The sequence below is a fragment of the Deltaproteobacteria bacterium genome (genome assembly GCA_022340465.1).
Taxonomy (GTDB): Bacteria; Desulfobacterota; Desulfobacteria; order Desulfobacterales; family B30-G6; genus JAJDNW01.
The window spans coordinates 49,195-67,266 of record JAJDNW010000066.1; the positions used below are offsets into that span (position 1 = coordinate 49,195).

Below are 18,072 nucleotides of genomic sequence, written 5' to 3' on the forward strand. Positions count from 1 at the left end.
CTTCTTTTTTAAATGTACCTGATTTTTTCCTTGACATCTTTCCTGGGGGTAGCAGCCGGTTGATCCGCCGGTTTGCCGATGCAGATCAGGGAAACGGGTGTTCTGTTGTCAGGAATTCCCAATATCTGTCTGAGCGCCTTTTTGTCATAGAAAATAAACCAGAGGGAGCCCAGGCCCAAGGCATGCGCCGATAGAAGCATGTTTTGAATGGCGGCCGCGCAGGCCAGCTGGTAGCCGACGCCGCCTTCTTCCTGAAACATATCCACGCCCGTGGACTATATTACATTTACGCGCTGCAGGCAACCGCCTTGCCGGCAGCCGCTTGGAATACATTTTTTCGGAACAAAACGGATGACAAGCGCTATACGGGGCTGCATAAACCCGATAATTCTGATATGCTGCATGCATGTATCTGGCCCGGACCACCTTAGAACGCCACACCCGTTTTAGCATACGGAGCACCTACCGGGACGGAAGCGTGCTAAGAAGCCGCACCGTCTTCGACCTGGGCACCGACCCTTCCCGGTTCATCGTCTACCCCGGCGGCAGGGGATATTATTTCGACGAAGCCATGGAGGAGGAGCTGCGCAGCCAGGGGCTCGATCCGACCCAGGATGAAATGGACCGGATTTTCTGGGAATTTCTCGACCCCGAGATCAAAAGGGCGATCAACGGTTTTCAGCGCACTTCCCGCAAGGGCGCCACCGGTGGCGATACAACCGGCGAAAGGGTGCACATATTCGACCGGCGGCGCGTCCATTACCTGAAATTCGCCCAGACAGACCAGCGCAATCTCGCCCGCATGCCGGCCAAGCTGTTCCGTCATCTCAACGGCAAGTCACGCGATGAAATCGAGCAGTGTTTTCTTTCAGAAGAGCGCATATTGAAAAGGCACGAGCTGAAAAGATATGTGTGCACGATTTTCGATCTGCTGCCTGCATTCCGGGAAATTTCCCGCCGCTTCACGGCCCAACCGCTGCAGAGCGACGCGGTCCGGGATAGCATGGACCATGCGTTTATCGACGCCGTCTGCCGGCTCGCCGACGACCGCGTGTTCTGGAAGGGAACGCATGCCGCCCCTGTTCTGCAGGAATACCTGGTGCGATATGTGATCTTTTATTTTGACAATGAATTCCCCATAAGATCTCCTCTGGAAGGCTTTTTAAACGATTTCATGAACCGGCACCGGCGCTATGTGCCCCCCAAAAAAGTGCGCCTGAGCATGGAGGAGGCCGGCCGCCTGTTTAAAACCGACTGGAAGACGCTCGAACGGATGGATGCAAAGACCCTGACAAAATTGTACCGCCGGCAGGCCTTGAGGCACCATCCCGACCAGGGGGGCGACAAGAAGAAGTTTATCAGGCTGACCGCGCTCTACAAACACCTCATGCAAAGAAAATGTTGACGATCCGGCTAAAAACTGGAAGAACGCTATGATGGTTGGTGTTTTGTTTTTAAGATACCTGTTTCCCAATATAAGGCGAATAGATGAATCATCCCTTTGCAGAATTGATCGGCCTGGCATTCGAAAGCGTGCACCAGGGCAGGAGCCTCTGCCGTATCCAGATTCATGAAAAACTTTTCAACCCCCACTGCGTCGTTCACGGCAGCGTGATGACGGCCCTGGCCGACACCGGCATGGGCGGCGCGCTCTATCCCCTTTTGGAAGAGGGCGAGTCCTGTGCGACCATCGAGCTGAAAATAACGTATTTCAAACCGGTTCGGGAGGGCACCCTCGAATGTTCCACCCAGCTGCTGCACAAGGGCAGTACCGTGGCCGCCCTTGAATCTGAAATCTTCTGCGACGCAACGCTTGTGGCCAAAGCCAGCGGGACCTACGCCATCTTCCACCCCCGGAAGCATCTCAAGATTAACGTCTGAAACCGCCATCATGCTGAGATCGATTTTCGTTAAAAACTGGTTTTTCGTAGGTATCGCCGCCATGGTGCTGACGGCCTTCTATCTTCCCCAGGTGGGCTTGTTCGTAAAAACCTACAAGATACTGAATGTCGCTATCTTCCTGGGGTTTCTGGTCACCGGGCTTACCCTGGACACCTCCAGCATCGTGACGCAGCTGAAAAACGTCAAGGTGCTCCTGGCCGCTCTCATATCCTCGCTTTTTCTGTTCCCGGTGATCGCATATTTTCTGGCGCTTCTCTTTTTCAAGGCCCCGCCGGACATCGCTGTCGGGGCGTTGATCATCGGCACCGCACCGGCGACGGTCGCCTCGGGGACGGTGATGACCGCCATAGCCCTCGGCAACATCCCCCTGAGCCTTTTTATCTGTGTTCTGACCAGTTTTGCATCCCTTTTAACCATTCCTTTGATCCTGTCGCTGCTTTTGCAGTACACCGGGACCAGCGTGGACCTTCCGGCCATGCAAATGCTGCTCGGCCTGTCCGTTAAAGTTCTTCTACCCACCGTTATCGGCCAGCTTCTGCGCCCGCGCCTGAAAGCCGCGATCGCGCCTTATGGGAAGCAAATTTCCATCTTCAACCAGTGCATCGTTCTCATGATCGTGCTCAACGCCGTGTCCAGCTCCGCCGAAAAAATTCTGGCGTCGGACGTGATCATTGTGTGGATTTTTCTTCTGATGATCGGCCTGCATTTGCTGATTCTATCCATCAATTTCACGATTTCGCATCTCATCCGGCTGGACCTGCCCTCTACGGCGGCATTCACCATCCACACCTCCCAGAAAACCCTCACCATATCCTATCTCGTATGGGCGGGTCATTTCTACCACAGCCACCCCATGGCGTTGATCCCGCCCATCGCCTATCATCTGACCCAGAGCGTCGTGGACACCTGGATCGCCCACCGCTTCCGCAGCAAGGTGGAGCAACAGAGCATCGGCAACCGCGGCGAAAACATCTGATAGGACCGCCCTGGTCAACATGAAGTTTTTCGGCTCCATAACCAATAACAAGGTAAAAGCCTGCCAGCCGAGGGGTGATACTGTCCCGGCCGTGAAACTGTTTGAGGTTTTTAGCGTCCGTTATGCCGAACAGCCTGAACATATCCCATCATACCTATGCCGGGCTGAATACCGACGATATTATTTCCAAAGTTTAGCCCTGTTTGGCATTACGGCCGCTTTGAACCGAGTTTTTCACGGCCGGGACGGTATTATTCCTCGGCAATCAATAGGCCTTATCTTGGGTTATAGATCCGAAGTTTTTTGATCATTTTTAAAAGTTGAAACGCTAACCGTTTGGAATTATATTGCTTGACAACTTCGCCAACGCCTCCGATTATTAATAGCGGTTGTCATATATATGTTCAGATACGACCTATGTCCAACATATGAAACATTTTTTTCGAAGGCTTCAGGGTGCCGAATACCATGGCAACCGCTATAAATGGAGGAAAATCGTATGTCCGTGGAGACAGCCCAGCGTTATGATTTTGAAGTCGGCATGTACCGTCCCCCGAGCGAGGGAGGCAGCCACTCCCTGCTGGTCAGGGTCACCCGCAACTGCCCGTGGAACCGCTGCGAGTTCTGCGCCATGTACAAGTCGGAAAAATTCTCCCTGCGGACACCGGCGGAAGTCAAACAGGATATCGACCATGTCGCCGCCATTTCCCGCCGGCTGCTGGGCGATGACAAAGCACCTCCCCATGTCACCAGGGAAGCGGCCCTGCGACTCGTAAAACAGGACCCCTGGCTGGGGGGGCACTATGGATTCGACATGGTTTTCAACTGGCTGGCATCGGGCGGAAAGACAGCCTTTCTGCAGGATGCCAACAGTCTGATCATGAAAACGAACCAGCTGGTGGAAATCCTGCAGCACCTTCGCCAAACCTTCCCGTCTCTTGAAAGGGTGACCTCCTATGCCAGATCGCGAACCCTTGCCCAAAAACCCTTGCAGGAACTTGCTGCGATTCACATGGCAGGCCTCGATCGGCTGCACGTGGGGCTTGAAACCGGGGACGAGGACCTGTTGATGACTGTCAGGAAAGGCGTTACCGGTGCGGGGCACGTCAAGGGCGGTCGCAAGGCCATGGAAGCTGGATTTCAACTGTCCGAGTACTGGATGCCCGGCTTAGGCGGCCGCGAAATGGCGGACGGCCATGCCCGCAACACGGCGGCGGTGCTGAACCGGATCGATCCCCACTACATCCGTTCCCGCCCGTTCTTCCCGGCGCCGGGAACCCCTTTAAGCGACCGCTACGCCAGCGGTGAATTCACCCGCCAGTCGCCGCATGAGCAGCTCATGGAGCTGAAAACCATGATGGAAGCCCTGGATGTCACATCGCGGGTCTGTTTCGACCATGCCGGCAACTACTGGACCGATCGCCGGGGTGGCCTGCTTTTCAGCCAGAGCTATGAAGGCTACAAATTTCCCGAAGAAAAGCCCCTGGTGCTGGCGCTTATCGAAGAGGGACTGGCAGCCAATTGAATCGCCAACAATCGATAGCCAATCGCGAATAATGAACTGTTTTTTACCCAGTACCTATGGCAGACTTGGACGCTGGGCATTCGTTATTGGTTATTGGACATTCGCATTTACGTGTTGAAACCATTCTATTTCCAAGGAGGTCTTGCATGAAAGTGGCATTTATCGGCATGGGCACGATGGGCGTCGGCATGGCGCTCAATATCCTCAACGGCGGCTACCCGTTGACCGTACACAACCGGACCCGTGAAAAAGAGGCCCCCGTGGTCGCTAAAGGGGCTCTGGCCGCCGGGTCGCCGGCGGAAGCCGCAGAGGATGCGGATCTGATCATCACCTGCGTCAGCGACACACCCGATGTGGAAGCGGTCCTTTTGGGTGAAAACGGCGTCATTCACGGGGCCGGCAAGGGCTCTGTCGTGATTGACATGTCCACCATCAGCCCCGCGGCAACCCGTGACATGGCCGCGGCACTGGCCGAAAAGCAGATCGACATGCTCGACGCACCGGTATCGGGCGGGTCCGAAGGCGCCCAGAAGGGGACGCTCGCCATCATGGTGGGGGGCGACCAAACCGTTTTCGATCGCGCCCTGCCGATCCTGGAAACCATGGGGCAGACCATCACCCTCCTGGGCCCCATCGGCTCCGGGCAGGTGACCAAGGCCATCAACCAGGTGATCATCGCCGCGACCTATCTCGGGGTGGCCGAGGGCATGGCTCTGGGGCTGAAAGCCGGTTTGGACTGCAAGAAGGTGGCCCGGGCCATCAGCGGCGGCGCCGCCGGTTCCTGGGTTCTCGACAACCGGGCCGGGAATATGGTCGACAACCAATACCCCCTGGGCTTCAGGGTCAGGCTGCACCACAAAGACCTGAAAATTGCCCTCGAGGCCGCGCGGGAGCTGGGCGTTTCCATGCCGGCAACGGCCCTTGTCGACCAGGTCGAAACCGGCCTTGTCGGCAGGGGATACGGGGACGAGGACGTGTCCGCGGTGGCCCGCACGATTCGGGAGCTGTCGGGGATTCTTTAAATTTTCACCTGTATCTAACATTTCCGGTAAAGGAAAATCGGAAAAACCGGCGGACCCGGCCTCCCTGCTGTTGAAACGGCATGAAAATTTAAAGTAAGTTGATGGCCAGGTCGGAAAGGTCGGAACGTTCACCCTTTTCCAGGTTGATATGGGCGTAGAGCTTCTGCCCCTTCATCTTTTCGATGAGGTAGCTCAGACCGTTGGACTGACTATCCAGATAGGGATGGTCAATCTGGTGAATGTCGCCGGTGAAAACCAGCTTGGTGCCTTCCCCGGCCCTGGTGATAATGGTTTTCACCTCGTGGGGTGTCAGGTTCTGGGCTTCGTCCACAATGAAGAAGACCTTGACGATGCTCCGGCCGCGTATGTAGGAAAGCGGTGTAATGACGATTTTACCGTCCTCCAGAAGCTCTTTGATGCGGTGGGTTTGGGCGTCGCTGCCTGAAAACCTGCTCTGGATAACGGAAAGGTTGTCATAAAGGGGCTGCATGTATGGGTCGAGCTTCGAATTGATGTCCCCGGGGAGATAGCCGATGTCCTTGTTGCTCAAGGGAACGATGGGGCGGGCTACGTAAATCTGACGGTAATAACGCTTGCTTTCGATGGATGCCGCCAGGGCCAGCAGGGTCTTGCCGGTGCCGGCCTTGCCCGACAGGGTCACCAGAGGAATTTCCCTGTTCATCAGGGCGTTCATGGCGAACGACTGCTCTGCATTACGCGGCCGGATGCCGAAACAGGTTTTGCTTTCGATGCGCTTGATCCTGCCGTCGGCGCCGTCAAAAAAAGTCAGGGCGGATTTGCTGCCATTGCGCATGACGAGAAACTCGTTGGAGAGAGGCGGCGTCGCCAGGCTGAGCAGCGCGGCCTCCACCTCGTAAGGCGCATGATAGAGCAGATCGATGGTTGCTTCGGACACGTTCTCGATGACGCTCTTTCCCTTGTACAACCCGTCAATGTCCTTAACGTGGTCGGTGGTGTAGTCCTCGGCCAGAAGGCCTACGGACTTGGCCTTCATGCGCAGGTTCACATCCTTGGTGACCAGGAACACGTTCTGGAACGTGTTTGCCTCGGCCACGTGATAGGCGGCGTTCAGGATGCGGTGATCGGCTTTGTCCGGTGAGAAGTTGGGTTTCAATTTTTCGTGAAAGCCGCACTCGAGAAAAACAGACACCTTGCCCTTGCCCGGACCGATGCTGACGCCGCCGTTAAAAATGCCGTCTCCGGTCAGGATGTCGAGAGAGCGGATGAATTCACGGGAATTGCAGTTAATGATGTCTTTGCCTTTTTTAAATCTGTCCAGCTCTTCCAGCACCGTAATGGGCAGCACCACGTCGTGCTCGTCAAAATGGTAAATGCAGGAACTGTCGTGCAGAATGACGTTGGTGTCCAGTACGAAGATTTTTCTGGCTCGCTGTGAGATCGAGGCCGTGTTGCCGAGTGTCATGCCGCAACATATAGCATATAAATTGCGGTGAAGCAACAAGATGCAGTGCTTTTCAGGTGGTCTCCGTGTTAGATTTATGTTAAGGTTCCGTTGATTCGAATTGGTGAAGGGGAGGCTTGCAAATATCGCTTTTGGTGTTTAGCATAACCTCAAGACGTCAAAACTTCAGAATTCAACGTATCGAGAAAATGGACACTGAACAAACACCATTTACGGTTAAGGATATTCTCAGGACGGAAGTAGCCCCCGCCCTCGGGTGTACGGAGCCGATCGCCATCGCCCTGGCCGCGGCCGCAGCAGCATCCCTGATGGAAAAGGACGCTATCGAAGCTATTGAAATCTGGGTGGATCCTAACATCTACAAAAACGGGGTAGCCGTCGCCATCCCGGGCACGCAGGGGCACAACGGCCTCGACCTGGCAGCTGCACTGGGGGCGCTGGGGGGCGTTCCCGAACTGCGCCTCGAGGTATTGGAACCCATCGACGACCGGGTGGTTGCACGGGCGCGAAAAATGGTGCACGACGCCAGGGTGCAGGTCAATCTCCTGCAGGACCGTAAGGGGATATTCGTCAAAGCCGAGGTCAGGGGAAGCGGCAATCGGGCCGAATGTATCATCCGCGACCTGCACGACAACATCGTTTCCCTGAAACGCAACGGCGAACCGGTGAGCGACCACCCCCTTATGCGCCACGTCGCCGGGCCGGACGGCAAGACCGAACTGCATCAGGTCGAGGCCTGGCTGAAATCGCTGCCGCTCGTCAGGCTGCTGGAACTCCTGGACGACCTCGACGGGGAGGACCTTGACTTTATCGAAAAAGGGGTCCGATTCAACCTGCGCCTGGCCGACTACGGCCTCAAACACGGTTCCGGCCTGGGGATCGGCAAAACCCTGAACCGTCTGGTCAGACAACGCATGTTGACGCTGGACATGGCACTGGCGGCGCGGATGCTCACGGCTTCCGCCTCTGACGCCAGGATGGACGGTGTCAAACTTCCGGCCATGAGCTCCGCCGGAAGCGGCAATCACGGGTTGACCGCCACCCTGCCCATATGGGCCGTCAGGGACTACGTCGAATGCGACCACAAAACGGTCCTGGAAGCCATCGGGCTCAGTCACATCATTACCGCCCATGTCAAATCCCACACCGGCAGACTCTCCGCGGTCTGCGGGTGCTCCATCGCCGCAGGCGCCGGGGCCACGGCCGGCATAAGCTACCTTCTGGGAGGAGACCGCCACCACATTGCGGGGGCTATCACCAACCTGACCGAAGACCTGGCCGGTGTCATCTGCGACGGCGCCAAGGCCGGGTGCTCCCTCAAGCTGGCCACGGCGGCCGGCACCGCGGTTCAGGCAGCCCTTTTTTCACTCCAGGGGATCCAGGTTAAAGGCACCGACGGCATTATCTCGACATCTCCCGAAAAAACCATGGAAAACGTCGGCATCCTGAGCAGCCAGGGTATGCTCGAAACCGACCGGACCATCCTGAAGATTATGCTGGAAAAACAATTTTCCATTTGAAACCTTGATTTTCCATCGAACGTCAGGGCCTGGTGATCAACCCGCTGCCCCTCTTGGCGGGCTCACCATGGCCTCCCCGGATATCAGCTGGGTGCCGTCCTGGTTGTAGCAGCCGGTTGCCAGCCGTACCCGCTTTTTATCCCCGATTTTTTCCACCACCTCGACCCTGGCCGTGACGGTGTCGCCGATGCGCACCGGCGCCAAGAAGTTCAGCGTTTGTCCCATGTAGATGGTTCCAGGACCGGGAAGCTGCATGCCGATAACCGCAGAAATAAAGCCCGCCGTCAGCATGCCGTGGGCGATCCTGTTCTTGAAGAACGTACCCTTGGCGTATTCTTCGTTGATATGGGCCGGGTTAAGGTCGCCGGAGATACCCGCGTACAGGTAGACATCCGACTCGGAAACGGTTTTCGAAAACTCAGCCGTGTCACCGACCGCAAGCTGGTCATAGGATTTGCCTGTCATAGGTATTCCTCCACTTTCTTGAATGCTTCGTCCACCGCTTTCTTGTATTCTTCCCGCCCCTTCTTAAAAGCCTCCACCCAGTCTTTGACGGCTTTTTTGCCTTCTTCCGGCAGCCAGGAGGCCTGATTCAACAGCGTGTTGGCCAGGGTTTCATTCTGGTCCTGCACCATCACCATCGCATTGAAGGCGTTGTTGAAAGCCCCCTTGTTAAATTCCACCATCTGTTTGAACGCCTGCTTTTGATCCATATCAACCTCCTTCGTTTACTCCTTATTTTAAGTCGCCGGCCTATAAATTTATTTTGCCGGTTTTGCAACGGCACACAAGCCCTCCACCTGTTTGAAACCAAAAGCCGCACCGTCCCTGAAAGCCTTGAACCCCTTTTTTCGATTGGCGCTCCACTGGTTCAGCAGTTTTTTGCCTTCTTCGGCCCCCCAGGGGGACAATTCGACGAACGATTTGGCACTATTATCTCCAAATTCTTGATATTTTTCAAAAAAATTTACAGTGCTGTCAAATAAGGTCTTGTTCCAGTCGAGTATTTGTTTGGTAAAATCTGTATTGTTCATCATGGACTCCTTTTTATGCCGCCTCACCGCGGCTCTTGTCGTTTTGGGCCCGAATGCATGTTCACCCGAGCCGCTTTACTTTCAAATATAGGCCGGCTTTTCAACTTGTCAATATTTTTTGTGCAACGCACAATTTTCTTATGAATCTGGTTGCAATTCATATTTCAATACATATTATAAAGTTATAAAATTTCAATCGGACAATTAAGATGTTGTTTTTTGCAATTCTAAATAAAATAACATCGCAATGCAGTCAGTGTAAACAAATGGGAAAATGGTATGGGTGATACAATACGCTTGAAAAAATACAGCAACCGGCGACTCTACGACACACGCAACAGCCGCTATGTGACGCTCCAGGATCTTACCGGGATGATCAAGGACGGTCACCAGGTGGAAATCATCGACGCCTCCACCAAGGAAGACGTGACCGCCTTCATCCTGACCCAGGTCATCCTGGAGGAGGCCCGCAAAAAAAATATTCTTCTTCCGGTGCCGGTGCTGCACCTGATCATCCGGCATGGCGATGATGCCTTGAGCGATTTTTTCAACAACTATCTGCAGAAGACGATCCAGAACTACCTCGCCTATAAGAAGGTGTTCGACGATCAGTTCAGCCGGTGGCTCGACGCGGGCACCGACCTGGGAAAGAGGATGCCCAACATCATGGAGGCGCCCGCCGCCATGGAAAACATCATCCAGATGTTCATGCCATCGAGCCAGCCGAAAAAAGAAAGCGAGGATGAGGATCAATGAATACAAACAGCAATTTTTCAAGTTGGATGAGCGATGCCGTTGCCTACGGCATCGATTTCTGGCAGCGCAGCGCCATCTACATGGATATCCTGCGCCAACGCGGCAACAGCTATCTGGAACACAACCGGCAGGGCATGCCGCCGGTGCTGACGTTCGATTACGAGGTCATTCTGGACGGCCGTCATCTCCAACCGGCCACCAACTACCAGCTTGCCCGTATCCAGGACCGCAGAAACGCTGACGCAACGGCGCACGCGGGGACGGAAAAACGCAGACTGAAAAAGGCCCCGCGTGAGAATCCCGCGGGAGCGCGCCCGATCATCATCCTCGACCCCCGTGCGGGGGGAGGCCCGGGCATCGGCGGATTCAAACAGGACTCGCAGATCGGTATGGCGCTCAACCTGGGGCACCCGGTTTACTTTGTTCTGTTTACCCCGGAACCCGTCACCGGGCAAACCCTGGCGGATGTCCAGAAAACCCTGGTGCGCTTCGTCAAGACCGTGTCCGACCGGCATCCGGATGCACGCAAACCGGCGATCATCGGCAACTGTCAGGCCGGGTGGGCCGTTGCCATCCTGGGCGCCCTGGAACCGGATCAGGCGGGCCCCATCATCATGAACGGCGCCCCCCTCTCTTTCTGGGCCGGTGTGGCCGGAAAAAACCCCATGCGCTATCGGGGCGGATGGACCGGCGGCGTCTGGCTGGCCAGCCTGTGGAGCGACCTGGGAAACGGCATGTTCGACGGCGCCAGCCTTCTGGCCGGGTTTGAAGACCTGAACCTTTCCAGGACGCTGTGGGAGAAGCAATATTATCTATGGACACACATCGACACGGAGGAGGAACGCTACCTCGAGTTCGAAAAATGGTGGAACGGTTTTTTTAAACTGACCGGCAAGGAAATTCACTTCATTGTCGACGAATTGTTCATCGGCAACCGGCTTGAAAAAGGGCAGGTTACCATGGACGGCCGCCGTGTCGACCTGCGCAGCATCCGGGGACCGATCTTTGTGTTTGCGTCCCGGGGGGACAACATCACCCCACCCCAGCAGGCCCTGAACTGGATTCCCGCTGTCTGGGGATCGGTGGAAGAGATGCGCCGCGAAAAAAAAGTTATTATCTACATGCTCCACGAGAGCATCGGCCACCTGGGAATCTTCGTGTCCGGACCGGTCTCTAAAAAAGAGCACCGGGAAATGATCAGCAGCATCGATCAGGCCGATCTGCTCGCCCCGGGGCTCTATGAAATGATCATCTCGGAAACGGATGACGGCACGCCGTACGACGTGCGCTTCGAGGCGCGAGATATGGGCGACATCCGAGCTATCGATGACGATGGGGACGACGAGTCGGTCTTTGGCCCCGTGGCCAGGCTTTCCACCCTCAACGACATCCTGTACCGCCTCTTCGTGCGCCCCCTGGTGCAAACCGTGATGAATGAAACCCTGGCCGAAGGCATCCGCCAGCTGCACCCTCTGAGGACATCCAAATACGGCTTTTCCGACCTCAACCCGTGGATGCAGTTCTTTAAAACACCGGCGGAGCATGCCCGCAACAACCGCCGTGCGGCAGTTGACCCGAACCGGTTCGTTGCCATGGAAAAAAAGGCCGCCGCCCATATCACCAGCACCCTCGATTTCTTGCGGGATGCCCGGGACCTGTCCCAGGAGATCTGGTTCCAGTCCGTCTACCACAATCCTTGGCTGCAGGCAGGTTTTAGCTTCACGGGGGACGATGCAGCTGAAAACGGCGGCAGCTGCCGTGCGGAATGGGTGGAGGACCTGGCTGCAGGCGGATTCGCCGAAGCCGTCGTACGCATCATCAGCGCTCTCAGCCAGGCGGCCGGAAGTACCGACCGGCGCGTCCTGGATGCCTTTGGAGACATATTCGACAGGGATGAACGGCTGAGCCGTTTAGGACCGGAAGCGTTGACGGATGCCGTAAAAAAGCAAGCCTGTATCCTGGCCGGAGACACCGAATCCGCCATCGAGGCCCTTACCACCCTGCTGCCGGATCCTGACGACCGCCGGGCGGCTCTGGCCCTTGCCCGCGGCATCTTTCCGGAAGATGAAATCCTCGATCCACAAGTACAGGCACGTCTCGATGCCATCTCCGCAGCGATGGGCATCCCGGAATAGAGCGGCTGCCGGAAAGACAGCCCGAATAGCGTCCATGGCCGCCCCGATATGTTCAAAGCGGAACATATATGTGGCAAATGCTCTAATCCTGATCGCATCCGACTGGAAGCGTGTCTTTGAACATCTCGAAACAGAGGCATATTGCTTCTCTGCCGCGATCTTCCAATGAAATGAAGCGACACCCCATGCCCCGTTTCGTTTTGTTTACGACTCTTGCATGAAATCGTATGATTTCCCTTTCGGTGGGGAGTTTTGTACTGATGGTGATAAGTTGTCCGATGCGCACGTTGTCCGCGTTTTCCGTTTCTATGAAAATACCGCCCAGGCTGATGTCCGTGATGATTTGCTTTCCCATCAGGCCCACAACTGCCGCCTCGCAATGAAATTCGAGCCTCTCGTTTTTTCTTCTGTTATTGACTACCTCTTTTTTCTCACTGCGAATATCAACCATGATCAACATTCCTCGATATCAACGAAACAACCTTTTTCCAAACCCGTCGTTTTGCTCGAACATGGGCAGGGCGATCACAGGAGCGCATTGGGCATGTAGCACACACCGCTATCGGGGCGGTCCAGGCGTCTGGTGACGTAGCATCCCGGCGCGTCTTCCAGATCGTCCGCTGCATCGCCTCCCGGCCACCTTGCCGGAACCCTGCCTCCCGTATAGGGGGCGTTCCACTTGAACCAGTCCAGCCACCAGGATTCCTGGTGAAACTCGGCCCCATCCAGCCATTCCGACGCTTTGTCGGGCAAATCCGCATTGGTCCAGTGGCCGTACTTGTTTTTGGGGGGCGGGTTGACGATGCCGGCCACGTGGCCGGAAGCGCCGAGCACGAAGCGCACATCCCCCTTGTGCAGCCTGGCCCCCTTGTAGGTGCTCTGCCAGAGGGCGATGTGGTCCTCCCGGGTTGAAATGAAGTAAACCGGATTCTCGATGTTGCCGATGTCGATGGGTACACCGTCCAGTTCGATGCCGCCCGGCTTCCTGAGTCGATTGTGAAGATACATGTTGCGCAGGTAAAAGGAGTGCATCTTGGCCGGCATGTTGGTGGAATCCGAATTCCAAAACAGGATGTCAAAAGGGACCGGCGTGGCACCCTTGAGGTAATTATTGATCACGTACGCCCAGACCAGGTCGTTGGCCCGCAGCATGCTGAAACTGTTGGACATGGCGCAGCCGTCCAGATAGCCCCGCTCATCCATCTGCCTTTCGAAGGCCGCCACCTGATCCTCATCCAGAAACACCCCGATGTCGCCGGGGACGGAAAAATCGATCAGGGAAGCCATGTAGGTGCCGGTGTGGATGCGGTCCCCCTCTCCTTTGGCGCTTAGATAGGCGGTCATGCACGCCAGGAGCGTTCCCCCCAGGCAATAGCCGATGGCATTGACCTCCCGCCGGCCGGTCACTCGTTCTACCTCCTTCAATGCCGCCACCGGCCCTTCCAGCAGGTAATTCTCGAACCCCTTCTCCCTTAGCGCCCCGTCCGGGTTGGCCCAGGATATCATGAACGTGGTGTATCCCTGGTCCACCATCCACTTCACCATGGAATTCTGCTGGCGCAAATCGAGGATATAGTATTTATTGATCCAGGGCGGAATAATCACGACCGGGTGTTCGAAGACCTCATCCGTCGTCGGGTTGTACTGAATCAGTTGGATGAGGTCGTTCTGATAGATGACCTTGCCCGGCGTAACGGCCAGATCCTTGCCCACCTCGAAGGCATCCATGTCGGTCATCTGAATCTGAAGTTGGCATGGCCCCCGGTCCAAATCATCCAACAGGTTTTTCAAACCGTTCAGCAGGTTTTCCCCGCGGCTTTCCAGGGTAAGCTGTAGAATTTCGGGGTTGGTCCCCGGGAAATTGGAGGGGGCGATGGCATCCAGATACTGGCCTGTGTAGAATTCCACCTTTTGTCTGGTCTTGTCGTCGAGCCCCTGGATGTCCTGCACCGCACTGCGGATAGCCTTGGAAGTCAGCAGGTAGCTTTCCTTGATGAAGTTGAACATGGGATTGGTGCTCCAGGCTTTGTGGCGAAACCGTTTGTCCGGCTTTTCTTCCTGCTCATCAGCGGGCAGGCCGCCTAAAAGCTGCACGGAACTCTTCTGCACCAGCCCCCAATAGTCTTTCCAATAATTCATCTGGGAATCGAACAGCCTGTTGGGATCTTCCATAAGCTTCATGGTCAATTCCTGAAAGCTTCTACCCACCGCAGCCGCCTCCGCCTGATCGACGGCACCGGACTTTTTCTGCTTCTCCACAAACGACGCTACCAGTTTGCGGCTTTTCGTGTTGACCTCCTCCAGAATGTCTGACAGCTCCTGCATGTCAAAGCCGAACGGATTTGGCAGCGGCGATTTGTTGTCGGCCATGGTCGTTCCCCCTTTCAGGCTACCTGTCTTTTTCCCGTTCCGTCGCTTTCTCGGTGGCGACGATTTTCTCCCCCTGAGCGTGATGTTTAGGCCGGTATTTGGCTATCTTCATCAACTTTTGGGTAATTTTCCCTACCCGCATCGCCTGCTCTTTCAGTTTACCGATTTTATCGTACAGCGGATCATCCTCTGAAATCTTCATGCCAATGATGTCCGTGTACCCGGTTATCGCCATGACCGGCTGGTTCAATTCATGACACACAACACCGGCCATTTCCAGGACACCCTGAAGTTTTTCCCGTTTCAGGCGTTCGCTTTCGGCCCGTTCACGCATCTCTTCGGATTCCATCTCCTTGGTTACGACCGTCAGACATCCTTTGGAAAGAAAAATACCGTCCTCCGCGTATGCTTCGATAACCGCTTCGTCTTTAAGCCAGAATACACTGTCCTCTTCCCGGGCAATCTTGTAAACCGCTTCCACATACTCTGCCCGGGCCCCCTCCTGGCGGATTTCTTCACGCCGATGGTTAAGCGCATGCCCGTCGACCACCTCTTTCTGAATCTGCTCACCGGGTTCCTGGTACTTATAGATGCGGCGGTCGACGACACTGTCGCGAAACACCTCCGGCAGTTCATCACAGGTACAATCCATAATTTCCAGAAAGTTTGCGCTGGCAAATTCATACCACATCATATTCTGTTTATCTTTCCAGGCGGAGAGATATGGAATCGCCGGCGTGCCCAACCGGTCGAAGGAGGTCATCGCTTTCAGGTATGCTGTCAGGTTTTCTTTGAGGGTTCGGCTGTAATTTCCATTCAGAATCTGCCCGCAATAGGCCTCCAATCCATCATGGTAGAGATTGTCCGCTGAATTTGTCATCGTGAATCCCCTTTTCTGGCGCCGCGGACGGGTCCGGGGCCCTTCAAGTATTTTTTCTTTTCATTGGCAGCCTTTTTCTTCCGATAACTATAACCCAACCGGTTCAATTTGCAACACATGAAATATCACCTGCCGAGCTTTTCGGGGGCTGCCATGGGCGCTGTTCGGACTGTTTCTCCGACAACCACTCTAACTAGGGGCGGATAATAATCGTCGGATAGAGCCCCTCCTTTTCCCCATGGGGGTAGGGTTGAATCGTGTTAAAGGAAATGTTCTGATTCTGCTGGGCATGTCCCTTTTTGGAACGGCCGTTGAAAAAAGCGCCGTTGGCCTCGAGGATGTGGTGGATGCGCTCCTGGAAGGCCTTGACAAATTCGGTGCCGCTCCCCTCGAAGATCATATCTCCCATTGAGAAACGGGTATCGACCCTGGCAAATTCCTTCAGGGCGATGCTGTTGCCCTTAAGATCCCTCTCATCGGTAACGAGCCCCCAGACCAGGTGGCCGGGCGGAATCGTCAACGGCCGGCGGATGTCGATGATCGTGTGCGGCATGATGATGCTTTCCTTACCGATTGTCAGCCGCGACCGCGGGCGCCCCCTGAGAAAACTGTTAAATCCCACAAACACATCTTTTTCCAGGTCGGCCTCGATAATTTTGGCGCCATGGGCGGTGATGTCGTTACCTTCCAGCCTCGAGTTGACGATATAGCTCTGCTCCTGGGCATTGACGCCTTTGCCCAGCCAGGCATTCTGAAGATAAGCGCGTTGAGACACCAGCACGTTTTCGCCGATGCGCGTCCTGGGTTTGATAACGGCAAAGCGATCCAGTGATGCGCTGCTGGGGACAGGCACGGAGGGTTCCAGCTTGAGCACATCGAAAACCTTTTGAAAATCCTTTTTGCGGTCTTCTAAAAAGTCGATGAAAATCCCCCCGGGAGTGCTGCCGGCGGTAAAGTGGATGTAGCTGTTCAGGCGCTCCAGAGGATGGCGGTACAGGAAATTGAAGGTATCCGAGCTGCGTACCCACACGGTGCCGGGGTCAATCTTCAGATGACTCACCTCCCCGGCTTGAATGTAGGAGAACGTTCCCACAAGGCAGTCCCGTATGGTGGTAAGATCCGCGGTCGCAAACGGGCCCAGAAAACAACCGTCCGACGGAGAGCCGTGGATATTGGCGTAGTGGGAGGCAATGGTGTCCCGGATAAAAAATTTTTCCAGTGTTTCCGGGTCATGAGAAAAGTTGTGCACGAGTGTTTTGATCAGAAAGCTGTCTTCGATCTCGATCTCTTCATCCTCGTCCACCTGTATCTCAAGATCCTGATACCTGAACACATCCGCCTTTTTCTTCAGCTCATCCCCTCTGATATCGCTTTTATAGAGCAGGGAATTGGTCACGCTGCATTTTCCCAGAAAATAGCTGCCGGACAGATTGCAATGTTTAAACTGCAAATTCAACGCGTGGTAGGGGCTGATGCCGTAAAAAGCGTAAAATTTCGTCATCTGGCTCGGCGGTATGAGCTTTCTGACCAGGGGGCTGACGTCATATCCCAGTTCGCGCAAATTGATGTTGGTGCGCTGGATAATCCGATCCAGCAGTCTCTCGATTGCTTTCATTATATGTCCTTCATCTATTCCGTGTCTTTGACTTCCTGCATGACATGAAATGCGGCCGCAAAAACATCCGACATCCGCAGCACCCCCACAATCTTTTGTTCTCTGGTCACCAGAAGCGACAGATGGCGCCCGGTAATCAACTGATGTACGGCTGTGTGCAGGGACATCTCCTCATTGACATACTCGCCTTCCGAAGGGGTCTGCATAAAGTCCTCAACCTTCAGCTTGGATGCCCTGGTGAAGATATCTCTGGAGGGCGGTCTCTTCTGGTGGTAGCGTTCCTGCTGCAGGGCGATGGATTTTGAACTGAATCCGAATTTGCTGATATCCTTGATGCGTTCGATGGCTTCATCCTGCGGCTCCAGGGATCGCAGAAAATCCAGCTGGCTCAGCTTTCCGACTACCTGCTGCCGGCTGTCCAAAACCAGAACGGCCCGGTGCTTATACTGGGCGTGCTCATAATCCTCCTGGACTTTTTCCAGTGCGCTCACGGCTTCCGCAAGCGTCGATCCTACGGAAACGGTGGCGTATTCCGAAAGCGGAACCATCAGATCCCTCACGGTATACTGCATCATTTTACCTCCCATGCGTCCGACCGGGCGCGGGCACCTTCAACACCTGAACCCGGTTTTTGCTTTCGGCGTATCTTTCATGGCTTTGATCGGCTTTGACATTTTAGCCGAAGGGCTTGATAAACACACCCAAATTGGGGTCAGAGTGATGGGAAACGCCTGTTTTTCATCTGAACAAAACGCCCGGGAAGGCGCACTAAAACCCTACTTCAAGCGATTTTCGGGCCTTGCACGCCCATGGCGGCGCTGCCGCAGATGCCAAGGAAAATGTCATTTCACCACATCGTGCGGCAGCCCATTTATTAAGCGACCCGGTGGGTC

General features: G+C 55.2%; 18 protein-coding genes. 8 read left to right on the forward strand and 10 right to left on the reverse strand.

Annotated elements, in window-relative coordinates; genetic code table 11:
* Nucleotides 1-8 precede the first annotated feature (8 nt).
* Nucleotides 9-260 (reverse strand): nitroreductase family protein, encoded by a 252-nt coding sequence (locus LJE94_10505; protein MCG6910538.1) that lies wholly within the window; start codon nucleotides 258-260, stop codon nucleotides 9-11.
* Nucleotides 261-478: 218 nt separating this feature from the next.
* Between LJE94_10505 and LJE94_10510 the strand changes: the two genes are divergently transcribed.
* The 5 genes from LJE94_10510 (at nucleotide 479) to LJE94_10530 (ending at nucleotide 5,425) form a co-directional block, all read left to right on the forward strand.
* Nucleotides 479-1,405: a hypothetical protein gene (locus tag LJE94_10510; GenBank protein MCG6910539.1), complete on the forward strand. Its 927-nt coding sequence runs from the start codon at nucleotides 479-481 to the stop codon at nucleotides 1,403-1,405.
* A gap of 83 nt (nucleotides 1,406-1,488) precedes the next feature.
* Nucleotides 1,489-1,881 carry a PaaI family thioesterase gene (locus LJE94_10515; GenBank protein MCG6910540.1) on the forward strand — a complete coding sequence of 131 codons (393 nt, stop codon included), beginning with the start codon at nucleotides 1,489-1,491 and terminating at the stop codon, nucleotides 1,879-1,881.
* Between the two features lie 10 nt (nucleotides 1,882-1,891).
* Nucleotides 1,892-2,878: a bile acid:sodium symporter gene (locus tag LJE94_10520; GenBank protein ID MCG6910541.1), complete on the forward strand. Its 987-nt coding sequence runs from the start codon at nucleotides 1,892-1,894 to the stop codon at nucleotides 2,876-2,878.
* Nucleotides 2,879-3,377: 499 nt separating this feature from the next.
* Nucleotides 3,378-4,403: a radical SAM protein gene (locus LJE94_10525; protein MCG6910542.1), complete on the forward strand. Its 1,026-nt coding sequence runs from the start codon at nucleotides 3,378-3,380 to the stop codon at nucleotides 4,401-4,403.
* A gap of 146 nt (nucleotides 4,404-4,549) precedes the next feature.
* The gene (locus LJE94_10530) at nucleotides 4,550-5,425 is read left to right on the forward strand and encodes an NAD(P)-dependent oxidoreductase (protein MCG6910543.1); all 876 of its coding nucleotides are present in this window, start codon (nucleotides 4,550-4,552) and stop codon (nucleotides 5,423-5,425) included.
* Nucleotides 5,426-5,513: 88 nt separating this feature from the next.
* Here LJE94_10530 and LJE94_10535 read toward each other — a convergent pair whose 3' ends face one another.
* The gene (locus LJE94_10535) at nucleotides 5,514-6,869 is read right to left on the reverse strand and encodes a PhoH family protein (protein ID MCG6910544.1); all 1,356 of its coding nucleotides are present in this window, start codon (nucleotides 6,867-6,869) and stop codon (nucleotides 5,514-5,516) included.
* A 188-nt stretch (nucleotides 6,870-7,057) separates the two neighbouring features.
* Here LJE94_10535 and LJE94_10540 point away from each other — a divergent pair, with 188 nt between their 5' ends.
* Nucleotides 7,058-8,389, forward strand: coding sequence for an L-serine ammonia-lyase, iron-sulfur-dependent, subunit alpha (locus LJE94_10540; protein ID MCG6910545.1), 1,332 nt, complete (start codon nucleotides 7,058-7,060; stop codon nucleotides 8,387-8,389).
* A gap of 36 nt (nucleotides 8,390-8,425) precedes the next feature.
* Here LJE94_10540 and LJE94_10545 read toward each other — a convergent pair whose 3' ends face one another.
* From LJE94_10545 to LJE94_10555, 3 genes are read right to left on the reverse strand one after another with little or no spacing between them, the layout of a single operon-like run.
* Nucleotides 8,426-8,854 (reverse strand): MaoC family dehydratase, encoded by a 429-nt coding sequence (locus LJE94_10545; GenBank protein MCG6910546.1) that lies wholly within the window; start codon nucleotides 8,852-8,854, stop codon nucleotides 8,426-8,428.
* Nucleotides 8,851-9,102: a hypothetical protein gene (locus tag LJE94_10550; protein ID MCG6910547.1), complete on the reverse strand. Its 252-nt coding sequence runs from the start codon at nucleotides 9,100-9,102 to the stop codon at nucleotides 8,851-8,853. Before LJE94_10550 ends, LJE94_10545 begins: the two co-directional genes overlap by 4 nt.
* A gap of 48 nt (nucleotides 9,103-9,150) precedes the next feature.
* The gene (locus tag LJE94_10555; protein MCG6910548.1) at nucleotides 9,151-9,426 is read right to left on the reverse strand and encodes a hypothetical protein; all 276 of its coding nucleotides are present in this window, start codon (nucleotides 9,424-9,426) and stop codon (nucleotides 9,151-9,153) included.
* Between the two features lie 276 nt (nucleotides 9,427-9,702).
* On the opposite strand from LJE94_10555, the gene LJE94_10560 reads away from it, so the two are divergent.
* On the forward strand, nucleotides 9,703-10,179 hold the full coding sequence (locus tag LJE94_10560; protein ID MCG6910549.1) for a transcriptional regulator: 477 nt from the start codon (nucleotides 9,703-9,705) through the stop codon (nucleotides 10,177-10,179).
* A complete protein-coding gene (locus tag LJE94_10565) occupies nucleotides 10,176-12,314 on the forward strand; it encodes a DUF3141 domain-containing protein (protein MCG6910550.1) in 2,139 nt (712 codons plus the stop codon). The genes LJE94_10560 and LJE94_10565 overlap by 4 nt, the downstream gene beginning before the upstream one ends.
* An 82-nt stretch (nucleotides 12,315-12,396) precedes the next feature.
* Here the strand turns inward: LJE94_10565 and LJE94_10570 are convergent, their stop codons facing one another.
* The 5 genes from LJE94_10570 to LJE94_10590 form a co-directional block, all read right to left on the reverse strand.
* Nucleotides 12,397-12,765 carry a PilZ domain-containing protein gene (locus tag LJE94_10570; protein ID MCG6910551.1) on the reverse strand — a complete coding sequence of 123 codons (369 nt, stop codon included), beginning with the start codon at nucleotides 12,763-12,765 and terminating at the stop codon, nucleotides 12,397-12,399.
* A 74-nt stretch (nucleotides 12,766-12,839) separates the two neighbouring features.
* Entirely contained in the window at nucleotides 12,840-14,684 is a 1,845-nt protein-coding gene (phaC, locus tag LJE94_10575) for a class I poly(R)-hydroxyalkanoic acid synthase (protein ID MCG6910552.1), read from the reverse strand.
* A gap of 19 nt (nucleotides 14,685-14,703) precedes the next feature.
* Complete coding sequence (locus tag LJE94_10580) at nucleotides 14,704-15,564, reverse strand: hypothetical protein (protein ID MCG6910553.1); 861 nt, start codon at nucleotides 15,562-15,564, stop codon at nucleotides 14,704-14,706.
* Nucleotides 15,565-15,757: 193 nt separating this feature from the next.
* Nucleotides 15,758-17,179: a transferase gene (locus LJE94_10585; GenBank protein MCG6910554.1), complete on the reverse strand. Its 1,422-nt coding sequence runs from the start codon at nucleotides 17,177-17,179 to the stop codon at nucleotides 15,758-15,760.
* A gap of 14 nt (nucleotides 17,180-17,193) precedes the next feature.
* Nucleotides 17,194-17,754 (reverse strand): CBS domain-containing protein, encoded by a 561-nt coding sequence (locus tag LJE94_10590; GenBank protein MCG6910555.1) that lies wholly within the window; start codon nucleotides 17,752-17,754, stop codon nucleotides 17,194-17,196.
* Nucleotides 17,755-18,072 lie beyond the last annotated feature (318 nt).

Coding starts and splice junctions, on each gene's coding strand:
- LJE94_10505 (MCG6910538.1), bottom strand. CDS start 260: ATGTTTCAGGAAGAAGGCGGCGTCGGCTACCAGCTGGCCTGCGCGGCC.
- LJE94_10515 (MCG6910540.1), top strand. CDS start 1,489: ATGAATCATCCCTTTGCAGAATTGATCGGCCTGGCATTCGAAAGCGTG.
- LJE94_10520 (MCG6910541.1), top strand. CDS start 1,892: ATGCTGAGATCGATTTTCGTTAAAAACTGGTTTTTCGTAGGTATCGCC.
- LJE94_10525 (MCG6910542.1), top strand. CDS start 3,378: ATGTCCGTGGAGACAGCCCAGCGTTATGATTTTGAAGTCGGCATGTAC.
- LJE94_10530 (MCG6910543.1), top strand. CDS start 4,550: ATGAAAGTGGCATTTATCGGCATGGGCACGATGGGCGTCGGCATGGCG.
- LJE94_10535 (MCG6910544.1), bottom strand. CDS start 6,869: ATGACACTCGGCAACACGGCCTCGATCTCACAGCGAGCCAGAAAAATC.
- LJE94_10540 (MCG6910545.1), top strand. CDS start 7,058: ATGGACACTGAACAAACACCATTTACGGTTAAGGATATTCTCAGGACG.
- LJE94_10545 (MCG6910546.1), bottom strand. CDS start 8,854: ATGACAGGCAAATCCTATGACCAGCTTGCGGTCGGTGACACGGCTGAG.
- LJE94_10550 (MCG6910547.1), bottom strand. CDS start 9,102: ATGGATCAAAAGCAGGCGTTCAAACAGATGGTGGAATTTAACAAGGGG.
- LJE94_10555 (MCG6910548.1), bottom strand. CDS start 9,426: ATGATGAACAATACAGATTTTACCAAACAAATACTCGACTGGAACAAG.
- LJE94_10560 (MCG6910549.1), top strand. CDS start 9,703: ATGGGTGATACAATACGCTTGAAAAAATACAGCAACCGGCGACTCTAC.
- LJE94_10565 (MCG6910550.1), top strand. CDS start 10,176: ATGAATACAAACAGCAATTTTTCAAGTTGGATGAGCGATGCCGTTGCC.
- LJE94_10570 (MCG6910551.1), bottom strand. CDS start 12,765: ATGGTTGATATTCGCAGTGAGAAAAAAGAGGTAGTCAATAACAGAAGA.
- phaC (MCG6910552.1), bottom strand. CDS start 14,684: ATGGCCGACAACAAATCGCCGCTGCCAAATCCGTTCGGCTTTGACATG.
- LJE94_10580 (MCG6910553.1), bottom strand. CDS start 15,564: ATGACAAATTCAGCGGACAATCTCTACCATGATGGATTGGAGGCCTAT.
- LJE94_10585 (MCG6910554.1), bottom strand. CDS start 17,179: ATGAAAGCAATCGAGAGACTGCTGGATCGGATTATCCAGCGCACCAAC.
- LJE94_10590 (MCG6910555.1), bottom strand. CDS start 17,754: ATGATGCAGTATACCGTGAGGGATCTGATGGTTCCGCTTTCGGAATAC.